This window comes from Maribellus sediminis (assembly GCF_011799805.1).
Taxonomy (GTDB): Bacteria; Bacteroidota; Bacteroidia; order Bacteroidales; family Prolixibacteraceae; genus Draconibacterium; species Draconibacterium sediminis_A.
The window spans coordinates 870461-886956 of sequence record NZ_WXUB01000002.1 but is presented as its reverse complement, the minus strand read 5'-3'; the positions used below and the strand labels follow the sequence as shown (position 1 = coordinate 886956).

13 protein-coding genes are annotated in these 16496 nt (G+C 43.1%); 1 reads left to right on the top strand and 12 read right to left on the bottom strand.

What is annotated here, in order from left to right; genetic code table 11:
• Window positions 1–89: 89 nt before the first annotated feature.
• From HFD85_RS09920 to HFD85_RS09900, 5 genes are all read right to left on the bottom strand, one after another.
• The gene (locus tag HFD85_RS09920) at window positions 90–854 is read right to left on the bottom strand and encodes a hypothetical protein (RefSeq protein ID WP_167608444.1); all 765 of its coding nucleotides are present in this window, start codon (window positions 852–854) and stop codon (window positions 90–92) included.
• 151 nt (window positions 855–1005) lie between these two features.
• The gene (gene rplI / locus HFD85_RS09915; RefSeq protein ID WP_167608441.1) at window positions 1006–1452 is read right to left on the bottom strand and encodes a 50S ribosomal protein L9; all 447 of its coding nucleotides are present in this window, start codon (window positions 1450–1452) and stop codon (window positions 1006–1008) included.
• A gap of 14 nt (window positions 1453–1466) precedes the next feature.
• Window positions 1467–1736: a 30S ribosomal protein S18 gene (gene rpsR / locus HFD85_RS09910; protein ID WP_158872365.1), complete on the bottom strand. Its 270-nt coding sequence runs from the start codon at window positions 1734–1736 to the stop codon at window positions 1467–1469.
• Between the two features lie 3 nt (window positions 1737–1739).
• Window positions 1740–2096 (bottom strand): 30S ribosomal protein S6, encoded by a 357-nt coding sequence (gene rpsF / locus HFD85_RS09905; protein ID WP_206081934.1) that lies wholly within the window; start codon window positions 2094–2096, stop codon window positions 1740–1742.
• 164 nt (window positions 2097–2260) lie between these two features.
• Entirely contained in the window at window positions 2261–3841 is a 1581-nt protein-coding gene (locus HFD85_RS09900) for an arylsulfatase (protein WP_206081933.1), read from the bottom strand.
• Window positions 3842–4015: 174 nt separating this feature from the next.
• Here HFD85_RS09900 and HFD85_RS09895 point away from each other — a divergent pair, with 174 nt between their 5' ends.
• On the top strand, window positions 4016–6475 hold the full coding sequence (locus HFD85_RS09895; protein ID WP_167608439.1) for an outer membrane beta-barrel family protein: 2460 nt from the start codon (window positions 4016–4018) through the stop codon (window positions 6473–6475).
• Window positions 6476–6627: 152 nt separating this feature from the next.
• Here HFD85_RS09895 and creD read toward each other — a convergent pair whose 3' ends face one another.
• The 7 genes from creD to HFD85_RS09860 form a co-directional block, all read right to left on the bottom strand.
• Window positions 6628–7950, bottom strand: coding sequence for a cell envelope integrity protein CreD (creD, locus tag HFD85_RS09890; protein WP_167608436.1), 1323 nt, complete (start codon window positions 7948–7950; stop codon window positions 6628–6630).
• 57 nt (window positions 7951–8007) lie between these two features.
• Entirely contained in the window at window positions 8008–8304 is a 297-nt protein-coding gene (locus HFD85_RS09885) for a winged helix-turn-helix domain-containing protein (protein ID WP_167608432.1), read from the bottom strand.
• A gap of 4 nt (window positions 8305–8308) precedes the next feature.
• Window positions 8309–8980 (bottom strand): hypothetical protein, encoded by a 672-nt coding sequence (locus HFD85_RS09880; protein WP_206081932.1) that lies wholly within the window; start codon window positions 8978–8980, stop codon window positions 8309–8311.
• Between the two features lie 89 nt (window positions 8981–9069).
• Entirely contained in the window at window positions 9070–10611 is a 1542-nt protein-coding gene (locus HFD85_RS09875) for a T9SS type A sorting domain-containing protein (RefSeq protein ID WP_167608429.1), read from the bottom strand.
• A gap of 18 nt (window positions 10612–10629) precedes the next feature.
• Window positions 10630–11889, bottom strand: a complete 1260-nt coding sequence (gene ilvA, locus HFD85_RS09870) for a threonine ammonia-lyase (protein ID WP_167608426.1) — start codon at window positions 11887–11889, stop codon at window positions 10630–10632.
• 69 nt (window positions 11890–11958) lie between these two features.
• The gene (locus HFD85_RS09865) at window positions 11959–14208 is read right to left on the bottom strand and encodes a GH92 family glycosyl hydrolase (RefSeq protein WP_167608423.1); all 2250 of its coding nucleotides are present in this window, start codon (window positions 14206–14208) and stop codon (window positions 11959–11961) included.
• A 29-nt stretch (window positions 14209–14237) separates the two neighbouring features.
• The gene (locus HFD85_RS09860) at window positions 14238–16478 is read right to left on the bottom strand and encodes a GH92 family glycosyl hydrolase (RefSeq protein WP_167608420.1); all 2241 of its coding nucleotides are present in this window, start codon (window positions 16476–16478) and stop codon (window positions 14238–14240) included.
• Window positions 16479–16496 lie beyond the last annotated feature (18 nt).

Sequence of the window (16496 nt, the reverse complement as noted above, 5' to 3'; positions counted from 1 at the left end):
TGTAGAGCCTCGGAATAACTTCCGGGGCTTTTTTGTACGTCTTCATTTCAGATGTTGCATTGACCGTTGTATGAAAAAGTTCTTAATTCCTAAAAATGTTGCACCAGTGCCGACCTCCACCAGGAGAAATAAGTGCTTTCAAGCTCTTCATGAGGCGGGAACGGATAAAACAGAAAATCAGAACCAGCTCCAATGTAAAATCCACTTTTAATGGTGCGATAGGGGAGTTCCGATTTTCGTTCGCGCAATACCGTTTTTGTCAATCTTTCCGATGATTGCTCCAACCGCATTAAGCATTCGCGCAAGTGTGCAGGATTTCTGTAAGGCAGGTTATTTAGCGGGGCATTCGGATTGTGAGCCAGTTCGTTCAATCGCAATTCAACAAAAAATACTTTGGGCACCGATACCGGTTTTTCAGGATCGGTTAAAAATTGAATAAACTCGGGTGGACTGAGTTTACTTGCCACTTGCGTTGTAAATGGATTATACTGCTGGTAAAGATGGATTTCCTTTTCCGAAGTAGTAGTGAAAGCCTGACACTTGATTTCGAGGACTTTACCATCATCGGTAACCAGGTAAAGGTTAAGCAGCGCATCCAGCGGTGTTGTTTCGAAAACGCGGTAAATCGACAGGTAAACTGAACGTTTAGGTTCGCCGTCGGGGTAGGTAACTAGTTTGTGATTGATATATTCATCAGGCAAATCAAGCTTTTCAGCGTCAAGTTCAAAAAATACGGATTGCGACCGCAGGTTCTTTTTTGTGCCTACGGCCAGGTAATTACCAAATTCAAAAGGTTCAAGGTGCGATGCGATCAGCGATTCAGGAGTGGCTACAAGGTAAAAATGATTTTTCATGGCTGTGGTTTTTATTACGTTGAACTTTAAAGTGTTGCTTTCGCATTTACGTAATAATCGCATGATGGGTTTTATTCATTTGGTTCAGAATGAGGCATAAAAAAGGGCTTCCGAAACCGGAAACCCTTCAATATTATCTTGTAAAAGTCGCTTACTCAGCTACAACTTCAAATTCGATCTCAACAACTACTTCTTTGTGCAGTTTAATGATCGCTTTGTGTGTACCCACTTCTTTGATGCTGTCTTCAGGAATTGTGATCTGCTTGCGGTCGATCTCAAATCCTTTTTTGTTGATAGCTTCAGCTAACTGAATGGTGTTAACCGAACCAAAGATTTTTCCTGAAGTACTTGTTTTAGCGCCAATGCTGATTTTCTTGTTCACAATCTGCTCAGCAATTTTAGCAGCTTCTTCTTTCAGTTTTGCTTCTTTATGAGCACGTTGCCTGATGTTTTCTGCCAATACTTTTTTAGCCGACTCAGTAGCAACAATCGCCATTTTTTGTGGAATAAGGAAGTTACGAGCGTAACCGTCTTTTACGTTTACAATGTCGTCCTTGCTTCCAACGCGTTCTACGTCTTGTTTTAATATAATTTCCATTTCAAGTCCTCCTCTTATTTCAACATGTCGGTTACAAATGGCAGTAAAGCAATTTGGCGGGCACGTTTAATAGCCTGGCCAACTTTACGCTGATATTTCAACGAAGTTCCGGTGATACGACGAGGTAAAATTTTACCTTGCTCGTTCAGGAATTTTTTCAAAAACTCAGGGTCTTTGTAATCTACATACTTGATTCCGTTTTTCTTGAAACGGCAATATTTTTTCTTTTTGATCTCTACTGACGGTGGAGTCAGGTATCTGATTTCACTTGAATTCTGTGCCATTGTTTAATCCTCCTTCTTTTCTGTTTTTGCTTTCTGAAGTTTTCTTCTCTTCTCGCTATACGCAACAGCATATTTGTCGAGTTTTACGGTCATAAAACGAATTACGCGCTCGTCGCGACGGAAATCAGTTTCATACTTGGTAATAAACGCAGGATCGGCTTTGAACTCAAATAAGTGATAAAAGCCAGTAGATTTCTTTTGGATTGGGTAAGCCAGTTTTTTCATTCCCCAATCTTCTTCGTGGAGCATTTCACCTCCGTGTTCGGTGATAATGTCTCTGAATTTTTTTACCGCTTCCTTTACCTGTGGCTCAGATAAAACGGGAGTACAAATGAAAACGGTTTCATACTGATTCAACATAAACATCTAATTTTTAAATTATTAAATCTTTTTATCCAGTTTTTGGACGCGCAAAAATAGAAATAAAATGTTATTTATCAAACACTTTGGTGTTTTTTTGGAGATTGTTAAAGTTCGAACCAGCTGTAAAATCCGAAATAGGTATGAATTGTAGTTTATTCTAACTATTCATTAGGTTGCAACTTGTTTTTTACTTCTTCGTAGTGCTTTTTCAGTTTGCTTACGATTTCAGGCTTATCATTAGCCAGATTTTGTATTTCCGTAGGATCATTTTTAAGGTTATACAATTCCCAGGCTTCGTCGTTTAGCTTTACTATTTTCCATTCGTGTTCCCTGAACATTCGGAATCGTTCGGTCCAACCCGACAGGTAAAAATCTGATTCCGGTATGGTCTTTCCTTTTAATATAGGGAAAAGCGAATGTCCCTGTAAATCCTGTGGTTCAAATCCATCAATTTGTTCAGGGTATTTTATACGGAGCGCCTCCAGCAAGGTGGGGACAATATCAACGATGTGTCCCTGCTGATGCGTTAACTGACCGGCTTTGATTTCGTCAGGCCAGCGAACAATGAAATGTGTATGTGCTCCACCTTCGTGTCCGTATTGTTTAAAATACCTGAAAGGGGTATTTCCGGCATTTGCCCAAGCAGCACTAAGTGTTCGAAAACCATCAGCTACTCCCGGTGGATGTTCAAAATCCCGGTTATTGTCATAAGGGCACGAGCCGTTGTCGGAAAGGTAAATCACGATGGTGTTGTCTGCTATTCCTTTTTTGTCGAGGTAATTGAGCACACGACCAATGTTTTGATCCATGCGGTCGACCATGGCAGCATAAACCGACATTTCCAGGTCCAGCTCATCTTTTTCAGTATCACTTAAACTGCTCCATGGCGTGTAGACCGGAATCTTGCTGCGAATTTCTTCATCTCCCTTCGGATGACCTCTGAATTTATTGATATTGGAACTGGGCGGACTCAATTGTGTATTTTCCGGAAGCAAACCTTTGGCCAGCAGGCGCTTCATTCTTTCTTCCCGTATTTGGTCCCAGCCTTTCAAATAGGATCCACGATATTTGGCAATATCTTCAGGTCTTGCCTGTAAAGGGTAATGGGCCGCGCCATAACCAAGAAACAGGAAAAAAGGTTGTCCTTCATTCACCGGTTTTTCCAACCACTTGAGTGCATTGTCGGTGAGCGCATCGGTTTTAAAAAAGGGCTCTTTCTCGTGGTATATTTTATCGACTCCTACCGTATCGCCATTTAGAATGAACGGATTCGACCACTTACCTGAAGGAGGTTCGAAGAATTCGTTCATAGCCTGGAAAGTAAGCGACTGGTCGAAAATGTTTTTGGCAAATACATGATCAGGAGCCCATTTCATCCAGTGTTCTTTCCCCGAATGAATAACATAATAACCTTCATTTTTCAGTATTTGCGCAACATTTACCGCGTTTTTTCCACCTTCGTATAAACCTGTGAACAGCGTTGAACGCGATGGTTCGCATTTCGGCATGTTGTAAAAATTGGAAAATATGATTCCGCCATCGGCCAGTTTTTCAAGATTGGGCGTTTTTATTTCGGAACCAAACGGACTAATATCGGAGTATCCAATATCGTCGCCTAGTATGAGTACGATATTCGGTTGTTTAAAAGATGACTCTGTTACCGGGATAATATTAAGGTACAAAGTGACAGCAGCAATCATCACCACGACGATTATAAAAAGGTAAATCCAGACTTGCTTCATATTTAAGATTTTGCGAAAAACAGACTTGAAATGGTGCGGCAGCAATGAACATTAATTTTATATTCGCGTTCCTTTTTCATTAAATTTTCAAGCCGTTAATCTTGCTTTTACACTGTATTCCTTCCTGAAATATAGTTACAGGAAGGCTATTTGAAACGAAATTAAAAAATTGAAATGAAGTATTTTACTTTTCTTGTTTTTTCTCTCCTCACATTTATTTCCCAGGCGCAAAATAGCAGAATCATCGGTCGGGTAACCGATGCCTTGTCGGATGAAACACTTGAGTATGCCAGTGTTTCAGTTTATCGGACTAACGATTCAAGTTTAGTAACAGGTGCAATTACAGGAACTTCCGGAAGTTTTGAGTTGAAAAACCTCGAAGCCGGTAATTATTACATACAGGTTCAGTTTCTGGGGTATGAAACAAAGTCGGAGGAAGGGATTCAGTTGGCAGCCGGACAGAAATTTGAAATTGGTACCGTTAAATTGAATCCTGCACAGCAACTGGTTGATGAGGTGAATGTTACCGGTAATCGCATAAATGCTATGAACAAGGTGGATAAACAGACCTTTGATGCGGCACAGTTTGAGTCGGCGAAAGGCGGTAGTGCGGTCGACGTACTTCGAAACATGCCATCAGTTGCCGTGAATGCAGAAGGGGAGATACTGGTCCGCGGGACCGGCGGCTTTTTGTTGTTGCTCGACGGAAAACCTGTGCTTTCTGATCCCTCTTCTGTTTTGAGCCGGATTCCGGCCAATGCAGTTAAAAATGTGGAACTGATTACAACACCTTCAGCAAAATACGATCCCGATGGTACGGCCGGAATTATCAATATCACGACTAAAAATGCCAGTTCATTAGGCACCGGTGTGGTTGTTAACGCGAAATATGGTTTACCCGGTTTTACCGATTTTGGCAACGACCGCGTGGCAAAACGCTATGGCGGAGACATGACGCTCACTTATCAGAAAGAAAAGTGGGACATAACGCTTGGCGGAAATTATAACCGGAATGACTTGGCCGGTTACCGAGAAGGTAATGTCGAGATAAAAAACTACGAGAACAATACACTGAGCAAAATGCCGTCGGAAGGGGAGCGCAGTTTTAACCGTTACGATTATGCCTTGCGTGCAGCTATTCAGTATAAAATGAATAAATCGAATACGCTTTCTGCAAATATTTATACCGGAAAGAAATACCAGGAACGCGATGCCAACCTGTTTTATTCCAATTCGAAGTGGACACTCGATACCAACGAAAAAATTTCGGACTCGCCATATTACAATGCCAACAAACAAATTAAGCAGGGAACTTTTACGCTTGGAGATATCGATTTTACGCACGTTTTTGAAAACGAGTCGTCGCTGGCCCTGTCGTTCTTATACGAATACGACGATTTATACGGAACAACTCATAACAGGAATTTAACTGAACCGGGCGGCGAAATTATTCAGTACGTGCAAAATCCTTATCAGAAACCGGTTGAAGGCTATCGTGCAAAAATCGATTACGCGGTGAATATTGGCAAGGGCAAACTGGAGAGCGGTTATCAGTACCGAAAAGATTCGCAGGATGGTATTTTCGATTATAGTGTTGAACCGATGGATCCGAATTACGACCAGCGGTTTAGCGGATCGGCTTTGTCGGAAAATACTATCAACTCGGCGTACAGCCAGTATTCAGTTTCGCAGGAAAAATGGGAATACATTGTTGGTTTGCGCTACGAATATTCGCGGCGTTCGGTAAAATTATCCTACGAATCTGAAGAGCACATTCAGGAGCTGTCGAATTTGTTTCCAACCGCAAATGCTCAGTATTCGCTTCGTCCCGATTTAAAATTTAAAGCCGGATTTAGCCGTAGAATTCAGCGTTCGAATAACAACCAGCTGAATCCAATTCCCGAGCGGGAACATTCGGAAACACTCGAAATGGGAGATCCCGACTTAAAACCCGAACTGATCAGTCTGGGTGAGTTGGGTCTTGTTAAGACCTTTGAAGATGGTGGTTCACTGTTTTTCACAGCTTATTTTCGTCTTGCTAAAGATCCGGTGCAGCGTGTAAACAGTGTTTTCAACGACTCAATACTCTACCGTGTTTACACCAATGTTGAACGTGGACAGGCTTATGGCATTGAGTTGGGTGCCGATTTGCATCCGACAAAATGGTGGGATCTGTATTTTGGAGGAAACCTGAATAACCAGTCGTTTACTGGCGATTTAAAGATTCTCGATGAACCGGTTTTGAATGTTGACAATTCGAGATGGGTTTATTCCATCAACTTCAATTCAACTGTTCATTTTTCGTCCACTCTAAGTTTGAACGGAAATGTGAATTTCCTGTCGAAACGACCAACTCCGCAGGGAGAAGATTCGCGTTACCTGATCCCGAATCTTTCGCTTAAAAAGACTTTCCTGGATAAACGCCTTACCGCAACCATTCAGTGGCAGAATATTGATTTGGGAATGAAAGAATCGCACCGTCAGCGCATTACTACCTGGGGCGATGACTTTTATACCACCACCAACTACATTTACGAAACTGATTTTGTGATGTTGAACCTCAGTTATAATTTCAACTGGAAGAACGGAAAAGCCAAACTTCCGTCGACCGAATTTGGTGAGAAAGAGTTTTAGAAAAAGTTGGAAGCTGGAAGTCAGAAGTGAGAAGGATCCGATTCCTCCAAGGGATTGGATCCTTTTTATCTAAATCCAAAACTTTAAACTCTGAACCTGCCCGAATGAAATCGTTCAGGCGGGCTCTGAACTCTGAACTCTAAACTCTGAACTCACTCGCCGTACCAGTTAATTTTCCGGGTAAAGAACATCGTCAGTGCAAGTACCACAAACAAACCGATACTTCCTACCAGAAGTGCCAGCGTTTCCAGCTGCATCAACACAAATATGAATCCGAAGGAAAAGGTCAGAATCATTGTTTGAATGAGCGCGTTTCCCCACGTTTTCAGGAACGAACGCGAATACAACAAGACCATGAGCAGCACAGCGACTGCTGAAATCAGGTAGGCCAGGTTGAATCCGATTTGTTCTGAAATGGAAAGTAACAAAAGGTAAAAGATTAGCACGGAAAAACCAACCAGGATGTACTGAAACGGATGTACCCGTTTTTTGGTGATGATCTCGTTCAGGAAGAAGGCCAGAAACACAAACAGGATGATGAGGATACCGTATTTTGCAGCACGCGAACTCTTTTGATAGTGGTCGGCCACTTCAACCAGACGCACACCAAAATCAGCGTCGGTCATCCGATACTCTGCGTTTTTCCACATTTGCGGAAAATTGCGGTTAAAGTTCAGCACTTTCCAGTTGGCAGTAAAACCATCGTTGCTGATGCTGTGATCAGTCGGTAAAAAGCTGCCGGTAAATCCCGGGTCGTTCCACGACGATTGCAGCATAACTTCAGTGGTTTCACCAAGCGGAGCAAAGTTGAGCGATTCCGATCCTTTTAATTGCAGCTTAAAACTAAAATCAGCCGGAAAACTCTGGGCCGATAAATTAGAAAGTGGCAGAGAAATACCGTTGCTTCCAACCTGGTGATCGTCCATGCCAGGTATAAATGCGTAGGTGGAATCGTTCCATTTTAGGGTGATCTTATCGTTAATACCACGCAAATCGCTGATGGCTACCAATACTCTTGCCTTTTCCCACAAAATATCTTTAGATTCGATTTTTAAGCTGCTAAAATCGGGGTTTTCAAACTGGCCTGCCACATTGATACCTGACTCGTAGACTACTGTTTCATAGATACTGCGTTTACGTTTTTCGGGTGCGATTTCCCCTTTAATATTCAGTGTTTTTGGCAAAATGTAGGTCGACATGATGTCTTCATTCAGTATTTTACCTTCGCTGTCGAAACTTCGTTTAATGTAGGGAACTACGAGTACCGGACCGCGAACGGTTTGTGCCAGTGACCAGGTTTGCATTACTTCGTGGTTGGTGATCTCGGCGGTTTGTTGTCGCTCGCTAATCAATTCAATAATCATGAATTTGGGGATGAGCAGGACGATGGCAATCAGGCCAATAATAAATACTTTAAAGGTGATTTGCCAGTTGATCGACTTTTGTGCGTCGCGAATCATTTCTTTTGGTTCCATATGTTATTTGTTTTTTGAGTTTTTACTTTGAATTTCAAAGTGAATGATTAAAAAAATTTAAATCTGTTTTAATATTTCTTCAAGTGCCTTAATATGACTCTCGAAAGCAGCCGCACCCGAATCAGTAATTTCATATTTAGTATTGGGTTTTCGGTCTACGAAGCTTTTAATCACTTTGATGTATCCCGAACTTTCAAGTGATTTGAGGTGGCTCGCGAGATTGCCGTCGGTCAATTCAAGCATCTCCTTTAAATCGTTAAAGGATGCCCGCGAATTCACCGACAGTACCGACATGATCCCCAAGCGGATTTTGTTCTCGAAAGCTTTATTTAGATTTTGAAAACTGCTTTTCACTGTACTATTCTTTTGTGTTGTATTCGTACCTGAAATACATTACTATTCCGTAAATAATATGCAGTACTCCAAAACCGATTGCCCAGAATATCAATCCAAGCGAAGAGAATAAAGCGGCCAACAATCCCAATGAAACCTCAAATATTCCGAGCCAGAAAATTTCCTGACGGGTAAATTTTGCGGCGTTGATGAGCGCCAAACCATAAAATATAAGGCATCCGGGCGCAATGATTTCAACAATGTCATTCCTAATGAAAATAATTATTAATAGCCCGCCTGTTACCAAAGGTATTGCCAGGTTCAGCAACATAAGTTTTGAACCGCGGTTCCATATTTTCTTTCCGGCTTTTTTTGCGCGACGGTAGGTTAGAAGTATTACAGTAAGAAGTGACAGCACTAAAACAACTACAGCAATAATGATTGCAGTAGTAAAAGATCCGTGCGTAACTATAACGGCCTGAGCAGCAGGATCAGCGTAAACGAATTGACCGATGATGTATGCACCAACCAGTGCGATTATACCAACCAGTACACCCGACAATCCGCTCAGCGAAAGAAAGCGACTGGATTCTTCCATCATTTTCCGGATCTCTTTGAGCTCTGATAAATATGTTTCTGAATTCTTCATCTCAATATTATTGTTCATTTTAGTTGAATTCGATGTAACTCGTCCCATACTAGACTTATTCTATCTAAAAGTACTTTGAAAAACAAAGTAAATGATAAAATAATAGATTTGCAATAGGGAAGGGATAAAAATTTTTGCTAATTGATTTTGCTGATCTTCTTTACCAGGCTTGTCTGCCCTGATTTCAATTCCAGAATATAGATCCCCGGACGCAAAGCGCTCAGATCAATTTGTTTACCGGAAACTTGTTCAAGCTGTAGTTGAATTCCGCCTGTCAGGTCAAAAAGGCGAAGATCAAAAGGCAAAGTAAATCCTGAAATTGTTAAGCGATCGGACACAGGATTTGGGTAAACCTCGATTTCTTCTGAACGATACGAATTAGCGTCGGAGATTACATCAACTTTTATGGTTTTGGAAATTGTGTCACAAGCCAGATTTTCGTTACAAACTTTAAGGCTCAGTTTGTAGGTTCCTGTTTGTGAATAAGTGTGCTCAGGTTCCCAGCTGCTGGACATGCTTCCGTCTCCAAAGTCCCATGAAACAAGACAATCGTCGGAGGAGGAATTAACTGTTGTAAGAGTATTTTCGTTCAATTCGAAGTCGAAACCGGCAACTGGTTTAAACTGTTCCAACAAAAATTCCGAAATCTTTTGATGCACCGTGTCCCAATATTCATTTGGGCCATCTGGTGGAAACATTCCGGTATCAACGCCATAAAACTCGTGGCCTTTTTCCTTTACAAAATAGGTCTCGTGAGGAATACCGCGCCTGGTAAGTGCCGTGTCGATGCAGTAGCTACCGTAGGTTTCAGGCATATTAAAATGAACAAAGGAATTATCGGGAACACTGCCTTCAAGCGGGATGCCTTTTTTGAATGGAACGATGTTATCGTTTTCGCCGTGCATCAACAGCAGCGGAATTTGTTGGTTTTCGATTATTGAAGTATTCCAGCTTGCTCCCCACATCGAGACAACGGCATCGGGTAAGGCGTCAGGCCCGGCCGGCCCGATTTCATCCAAAGCTCCAAGTGCCGGTTCGTTTTTTGTTTCTTCAGGAATTTCCGATGCTTTATCGAGGTATAAAACCGACAGATCCTGAATGGCCCCGGCACTGCTTCCAACTAAAAACACCTTCGTAGAATCGATGCCATACAAACCGGCATTTTGTTTCAGGTAACGAATGGCTGCCCTTCCATCCTGAGTGGCACGGTAAGCAGCCCTCTTTGCATTTTCTTCATCTACACTCAAGCCGACAATTACTCCAAGAATGCGAGAAACACTTGCTCCCATTCCAATGCGGTAATCAACGGTTGCAGTAACATAACCCCGCCGGGCAAACGAATCGCAAAATGCCTGCATATCGTCGGCGAGCCTCGATCCCTTTAAAAATGCCCCGCTGTGCGAAAAGATAATGGCCGGTCGTTTGGAAAGCGTATCGTTTGCCGGCATGAAAATATCCATTAGAAGTGGCCTGAGTTCAGTGTTTTGTTCGCCATCGTGAATATTGTAGTCGGCTAACAGACCGATCGGGTTATTCAGCCATTCGGCCTGCGCATATTCAACGTTTTTAAGCGTGTCAACCTGTGTGAAGACTTTTTCACTGTATCGGAAGTCTTGTCCTTTAGAGTGAAGGGTGATTCCGATTAAAACAAGAATGAATATGTTATGTGCTAATTTCAAGCAATTGTTTTGGGGTGGTTAAATCAAAAACTGAAACAAATCAGGACGATCGTTCAGGTATTCAAAGATAAATCCGTTCTCTTCCATGCGTTGAACAAGGCCGTTGAAATCTTCTTTTTTCTGAACTTCGATTCCAATAACAGCCGGTCCTTTTTCGCGGTTGGTTTTCTTTGAATACTCAAAATGGGTGATGTCGTCTTTCGGGCCAAGTACAACATCAACAAAAGTGCGAAGTGCTCCCGCACGTTGCGGGAAACGTACGATAAAGTAATGTTTTAAACCTTCGTAAAGCAGCGAACGTTCTTTGATCTCTTCGGTGCGGGTAATGTCGTTGTTACTTCCGCTTACTATACAAACCACATTTTTTCCCTTTATTTCATCCCTGAAAAAATCGAGTGCTGCGATCGAAAGTGCCCCGGCGGGTTCAATTACAATGGCATTGCGGTTGTACAATTCGAGAATTTTAGTGCAAATCTTTCCTTCGGGAACTAACTGAACTTTGTCGAGTACTTCTTTACAAACTTCGAAAGTTATGTCGCCAACTTGCTGAACGGCAGCACCATCCACAAACTTGTCGATATTCTCCAGTCGTAACACTTTTCCTGCCTCAATCGATTTTAACATCGAAGGTGCACCGTCGGGCTCAACACCAATGATTTTTGTTGATGGACTGACCTGCTTAAAGTACGCACCAACTCCTGCTGCCAATCCGCCGCCACCAATTGGCACAAACAAGTAATCGATTTGTTTCTTTGTGTCTTCCAGAATTTCGGTGCCTACAGTGGCTTGCCCTTCAATAATTTGTGTGTCATCAAAAGGGTGAATAAAAATCATCCCGGTTTTTTCGCTGTCCTCCGTGGCCAGTTTGTGTGAATCGTCGTAAGTGTCACCCGAGAGCACCACTTCAACTTTATCCTTACCAAACATTTCAACCTGTCTGATCTTTTGCTTTGGCGTGGTGGCGGGCATGTATATTTTGCCCATAATGTTGAGTTCGCGACACGAATAGGCGAATCCCTGTGCATGGTTACCCGCACTCGCGCAAACCACGCCTTTTTTGCGATCGGTTTCCGAAAGTTGAGCAATTTTATTGTAAGCTCCCCGCAGTTTGTAGGAACGCACCACCTGCAGATCTTCGCGCTTCAACAAAATATTGGCTTGAAACTCTTCCGACAGGTTCGGGTTTTTCTGCAGGGGAGTGTGCAAAGTCACATCCTTTAACCGGATTTTTGCCCTGGTGATATCTTCTAACTGCGGAAAGTATTTATCGGATTGCATCTTTTATTTTTCTGCAAAGATAAACAACAATCGCGGCGGTTAGCACCGTCGCGATTGTTGGATAATTATTTAGTAAACTACCGACTTTGGCCGATCTTCGCTGCGTTGCCCGAATTCTTTATTCGGCGTATTTCCCATTTGGAATACCAATTTACCACCGGCCATTATTTGTTTGTGGGTGATAAACGATTTCGTGTAAGGCTCGCCATTTAAGGTTACAGATTGAATATACAAATTATCGTGGCTGTTATTTTCAGCAACAATGGTAAATACTTTTCCCTGTGGAAGGCCGATTTCTGCTACATCGAACAACGGGCTGCCAAAAACATAAGCGCCGTTGGCCGGATTTACCGGGTAAATTCCCATCGATGAAAGTACATACCAGGCCGACATCTGACCACAGTCTTCATTTCCGCAAAGTCCGTCGGGTTGGTCGGTATACATGGTAGTGCAGATCTCACGAACTTTCTCAGCCGTTTTCCATTGCGTACCGGCGTAAGCGTACATATAAGTGGTATGGTGACTTGGTTCGTTTCCGTGGGCGTACTGACCGATCAATCCGGAAATATCATTCGAAGCAGTTTCAACCTGGTCGGAAGAAATATTGAAAAGACTGTCGAGTTTGGTATTGAAAGCTTCTTCGCCTCCGTGTAATTCAATCAGCCCTTCGGGATCCTGCGGAACCAGCCAGGTATATTGCCAGCTGTTGCCTTCACAGAAGTCATCCTGGCGGTGTGCCGAATGTATCGGACTAAACGGAGTTCTCCAGCTTCCGTCAGCCAGTTTGCCACGCATAAATTTTGTGCCTGGATCGAAATATTGCTTGTAATACTGTGCTCTTTTCGAGAAGAGTTCGTAGTCCTCAGTTTTTCCCATAGCTTTTGCCATGGCTGCGATACACCAGTCGTCAATGGCATATTCAAGCCCCATTGCCACCGATTCAACGGTTTTATCTGCCGGAATGTAACCCAGCTCTTTTACGTAATCCAGGCCGCGTTCGTCGAGTAAAGCCGAAGCTTTCATGGCAGCAAGTGCACGTTCGGCATCAAAACCTCTGAACCCTTTTAAATAAGCATCGGCTATTACCGGTACAGAATGATAACCGACCATCGTGTTGGTTTCGTTGCCTTCGAGGTGCCAAACCGGTAGCTTTCCTTGCTGATCGAAAGCGGCCAGTAATGAATTTACAAAATCGTTAACTCGGTTTGGTTGTACCAGCGTGAATAATGGATGTGCAGCGCGATACGTATCCCACAACGAAAATACGGTGTAATTATCAAATCCCGGCTCAGTATAAACTTCCTTGTCGGTTCCGCGGTAGTCACCATTTGTGTCGTTAAATAAATTCGGAGCAATCATGGTGTGGTACAGCGAGGTGTAGAAAGTCGTTTTGTCGGCTGCGTTTGCAGTTTCAATACGAATTTTACCCAATTCTGTATTCCATTTTGTTTTGGCTATATCATGAACACCGTCGAAATTCCACAGCCCGAGTTCTTCATCAATTTCGGCCAGCATATTGTTGTGCGCGCCTTCGGTACTAACCGGCGAAATGGCAGTTTTAACCATTAACTCACCATTTCCTTCAAACTCAATAAGCGCAGTAATTTCTCCGATTTCGTCCTCGCTTCTTATAATTTCGATATTGGCAATATCTTTTGAAAATTCAGTGTAGAAGAACACCCGTTGGTCGGCGGCCCAGCCTTTTGAAAAGCGGAAACCTTCGATGCTGTTACCGTTTACCTTTTTTATCTGACTTTTTGTGACGCGGTCCCAGCCTGTACCATATTTCAGATCAACCAGCACTTTTGAGTTGCCATCATTCTTGTATTCGTATTTATGAAATCCAACACGGTCGGTGGCAGTGAGTTCAGCTTTTACGTTATAACGTTTGATGTTGATGGAATAAAATCCCGGTTCAACTTGTTCGTCGTCATGAGTGTATAAAGCCTGCCAGTCGTATGGATTTTCCTCGGTGATGTTTGGCGTGTAATCACCCGAAACCGGCATAAACAGAAGATCTCCCAGATCGCCAATTCCGGTTCCGCTTAAGTGCATGTGGGCAAAACCTATCAGCAGCGAATCAGAATAGTGATACCCCGAACACCAGTCCCAGCCCTGCGTAGGATTGTTTGGCCCCAACTGAACAGCGCCAAAAGGCGTGCTGGCTCCAACAAACACGTGTCCGTGGTAATCGCTTCCGATCATCGGATCAACGAATGCGGTGTAATCAGTAGGCGTTGTAGCTGGTGTTTTAGGTTGGTTACACGAACTAAATGCAACGATTGCTGCAAGTAGCAAAATGAGTGAAAATCGCTTCATGGTTTATATATTTTTTTGTTGTTTCTAAATTAATGGATTATTTCCAGTGTTCCGCCCTTCACCAGTTCGGCATGATTGATAAAGTAGCTTTTTACTTTTTTCCCGTTGAACTTTATAGTGTTGATTTTATCAGAATCACCGGTTTTTCGGATGATAAAAGTTTCTCCCGGATAGAAATTCGGGTCGAGCTGAAGGATAACTTCATCAAAAACAGGGGAGGAGATGGCGTAGTTCATATCGCCCGGAAGAACGGGGTAAATTCCCATCATGGCATAAACGATCCACGACGACATAGTACCTGTGTCATCGTTTCCGGGTAGTCCGTCCGGCGCATTTTTAAAGTACTCGGCCATCAACAGGTTCACTTCTTTCTGCGAACGCCATTCTTCGCCTTTTACATAGTTAAACAACCAGGGATAATGAATATCGGGTTCATTGGCCATATCAAAATGACCGTCGTCAAATATTGCCTGCAGCTTATTAATAAACTGTCTTTTCCCGCCGTTCAGCTTGATGGTTCCCTCCATATCGTGATGCGTGGCGAAAGTATACTGGTAGGCATTTCCTTCATGAAATCCGGGGCTTGGTTCGAAATTTTCGCCCTGTTTCGGGTCAAAATCGGGCAGGAATTCACCGCTTTCGAGTTTTGGGCGGATAATCCCGAATTCAGTATCGTAATAATTTTTCCAGCCCTGCGATTGTTTCAGGAAGCGCTCGTAATCAGCTTCTTTTCCCAATGCTTTGGCCAGTTGCGCCAGGTTCCAGTCGGCAATATAATATTCCAATGCATGCGAAACTGAGTTGTCGTATGGTTGAGTCAGCGGAACATAGCCGTGTGAACTATAAAAGTCGATATCGGGTCTGATTTTGTTTTTGGCTCCCGGTGTTGTTGCCGATTTGTACATGGCTGCGTAGGCTTTTTCAATGTCGAAATCCTTAATCCCGCGAAACCAGGTATCTACAATAACCGGAAGAGCAGGATCGCCTTCCATTACGTGGGTTTCGGTGCTGTTGAGTTCCCAACGTGGCAGCCAACCGCTTTCGTCGTACATTTCAATCATCGATGTCACCATGTTCAGCTGCTGTTCGGGGAAAGCTAAACTCAGGAAAGGATGTACATTCCGGTAAGTATCCCAAAGCGAGAAGGTGGTGTAACGTTCGCCATCTTCGCGGGTTTTAATCTCAAACGATTCCATGGCCGGGTATTGACCGTTTACATCACTTAAAATATTTGGATGTATCTGCATGTGATATAAAGCCGTGTAAAAAACTGTTTTCTGGTCGTCGGTGCCGCCTTTTACGGTGATAGTCGAAAGCGCTTCGTTCCATTTATCTTCAGCTTGTTTTTTTGTAGCTTCAAAATCAAACTTATTGGTCTCGGCATTTAAATTCTGCCTTGCATTGTCGATGCTGACATACGATACGCCAACTTCAACCAGAATTTGCTCTTTGGCTTTTGTATTGAAAGTAAACCAGGCACCAATGCTGTCGCCGGCCATTTCTGCCTGAAAATTCCTGTAATATTTGAATTTATCGCTGGTTGATGACCATGCAGCTTCTGCTTTCATTTTTGGCATCTTTTTCCAAACGCCAAATTCATCGGCTGCTCTACTGAAACGAGCTACAAAATAAACAGGACGCTCGGTACCATCGTTGTAACAAAATGTTCCGGTCATACGCCAGCCTTCAATTTCGCGATCGTTCACCACTTTTATAGATGCCCCGCTTTCGTTGGTCAGTCCGTTTCCGAGGTCGATCAAAATATTCGACTGACCCGCAGGAAAAGTAAATCGGCTGATTCCGGTTCTTTCAGTTGCCGAAACTTCGGTTTGAATATCGTACTTGTTCAAATAGGTAGAATAGTAACCGGGATGCGCCTCCTGCTTACTCATCTCTGAACCGTATTCTCTGAATTCAGCGTTAATTTCTCCGCTTGTAGGCATTAGCAGAATAACCCCAAGTTCGGGGCATCCAACACCACTAAGGTTTACGTGCGAATATCCCGTGAAATACTTATTGTCCCATGAATAGGGAGTCGACCACCAACCCGCATCTTTGTCGTGTTTGTTTAATTCTGAATTTCCGGCTACGTTGAAGGGTACTACCGACACCATCCCACGGGGAACAATTGCTCCGGGATTGGTAGTTCCGTAATTGGTGGTTCCGATAAACGGATTTACCCATTTGGCCGGCGATTGACCTTGTGCGGAAACGTCAATCGTAAGTATACAAAGCATTATGAATGAGGATAAAAACCACTTCAGTCCCATAAAATAGTAGTTTGTAAA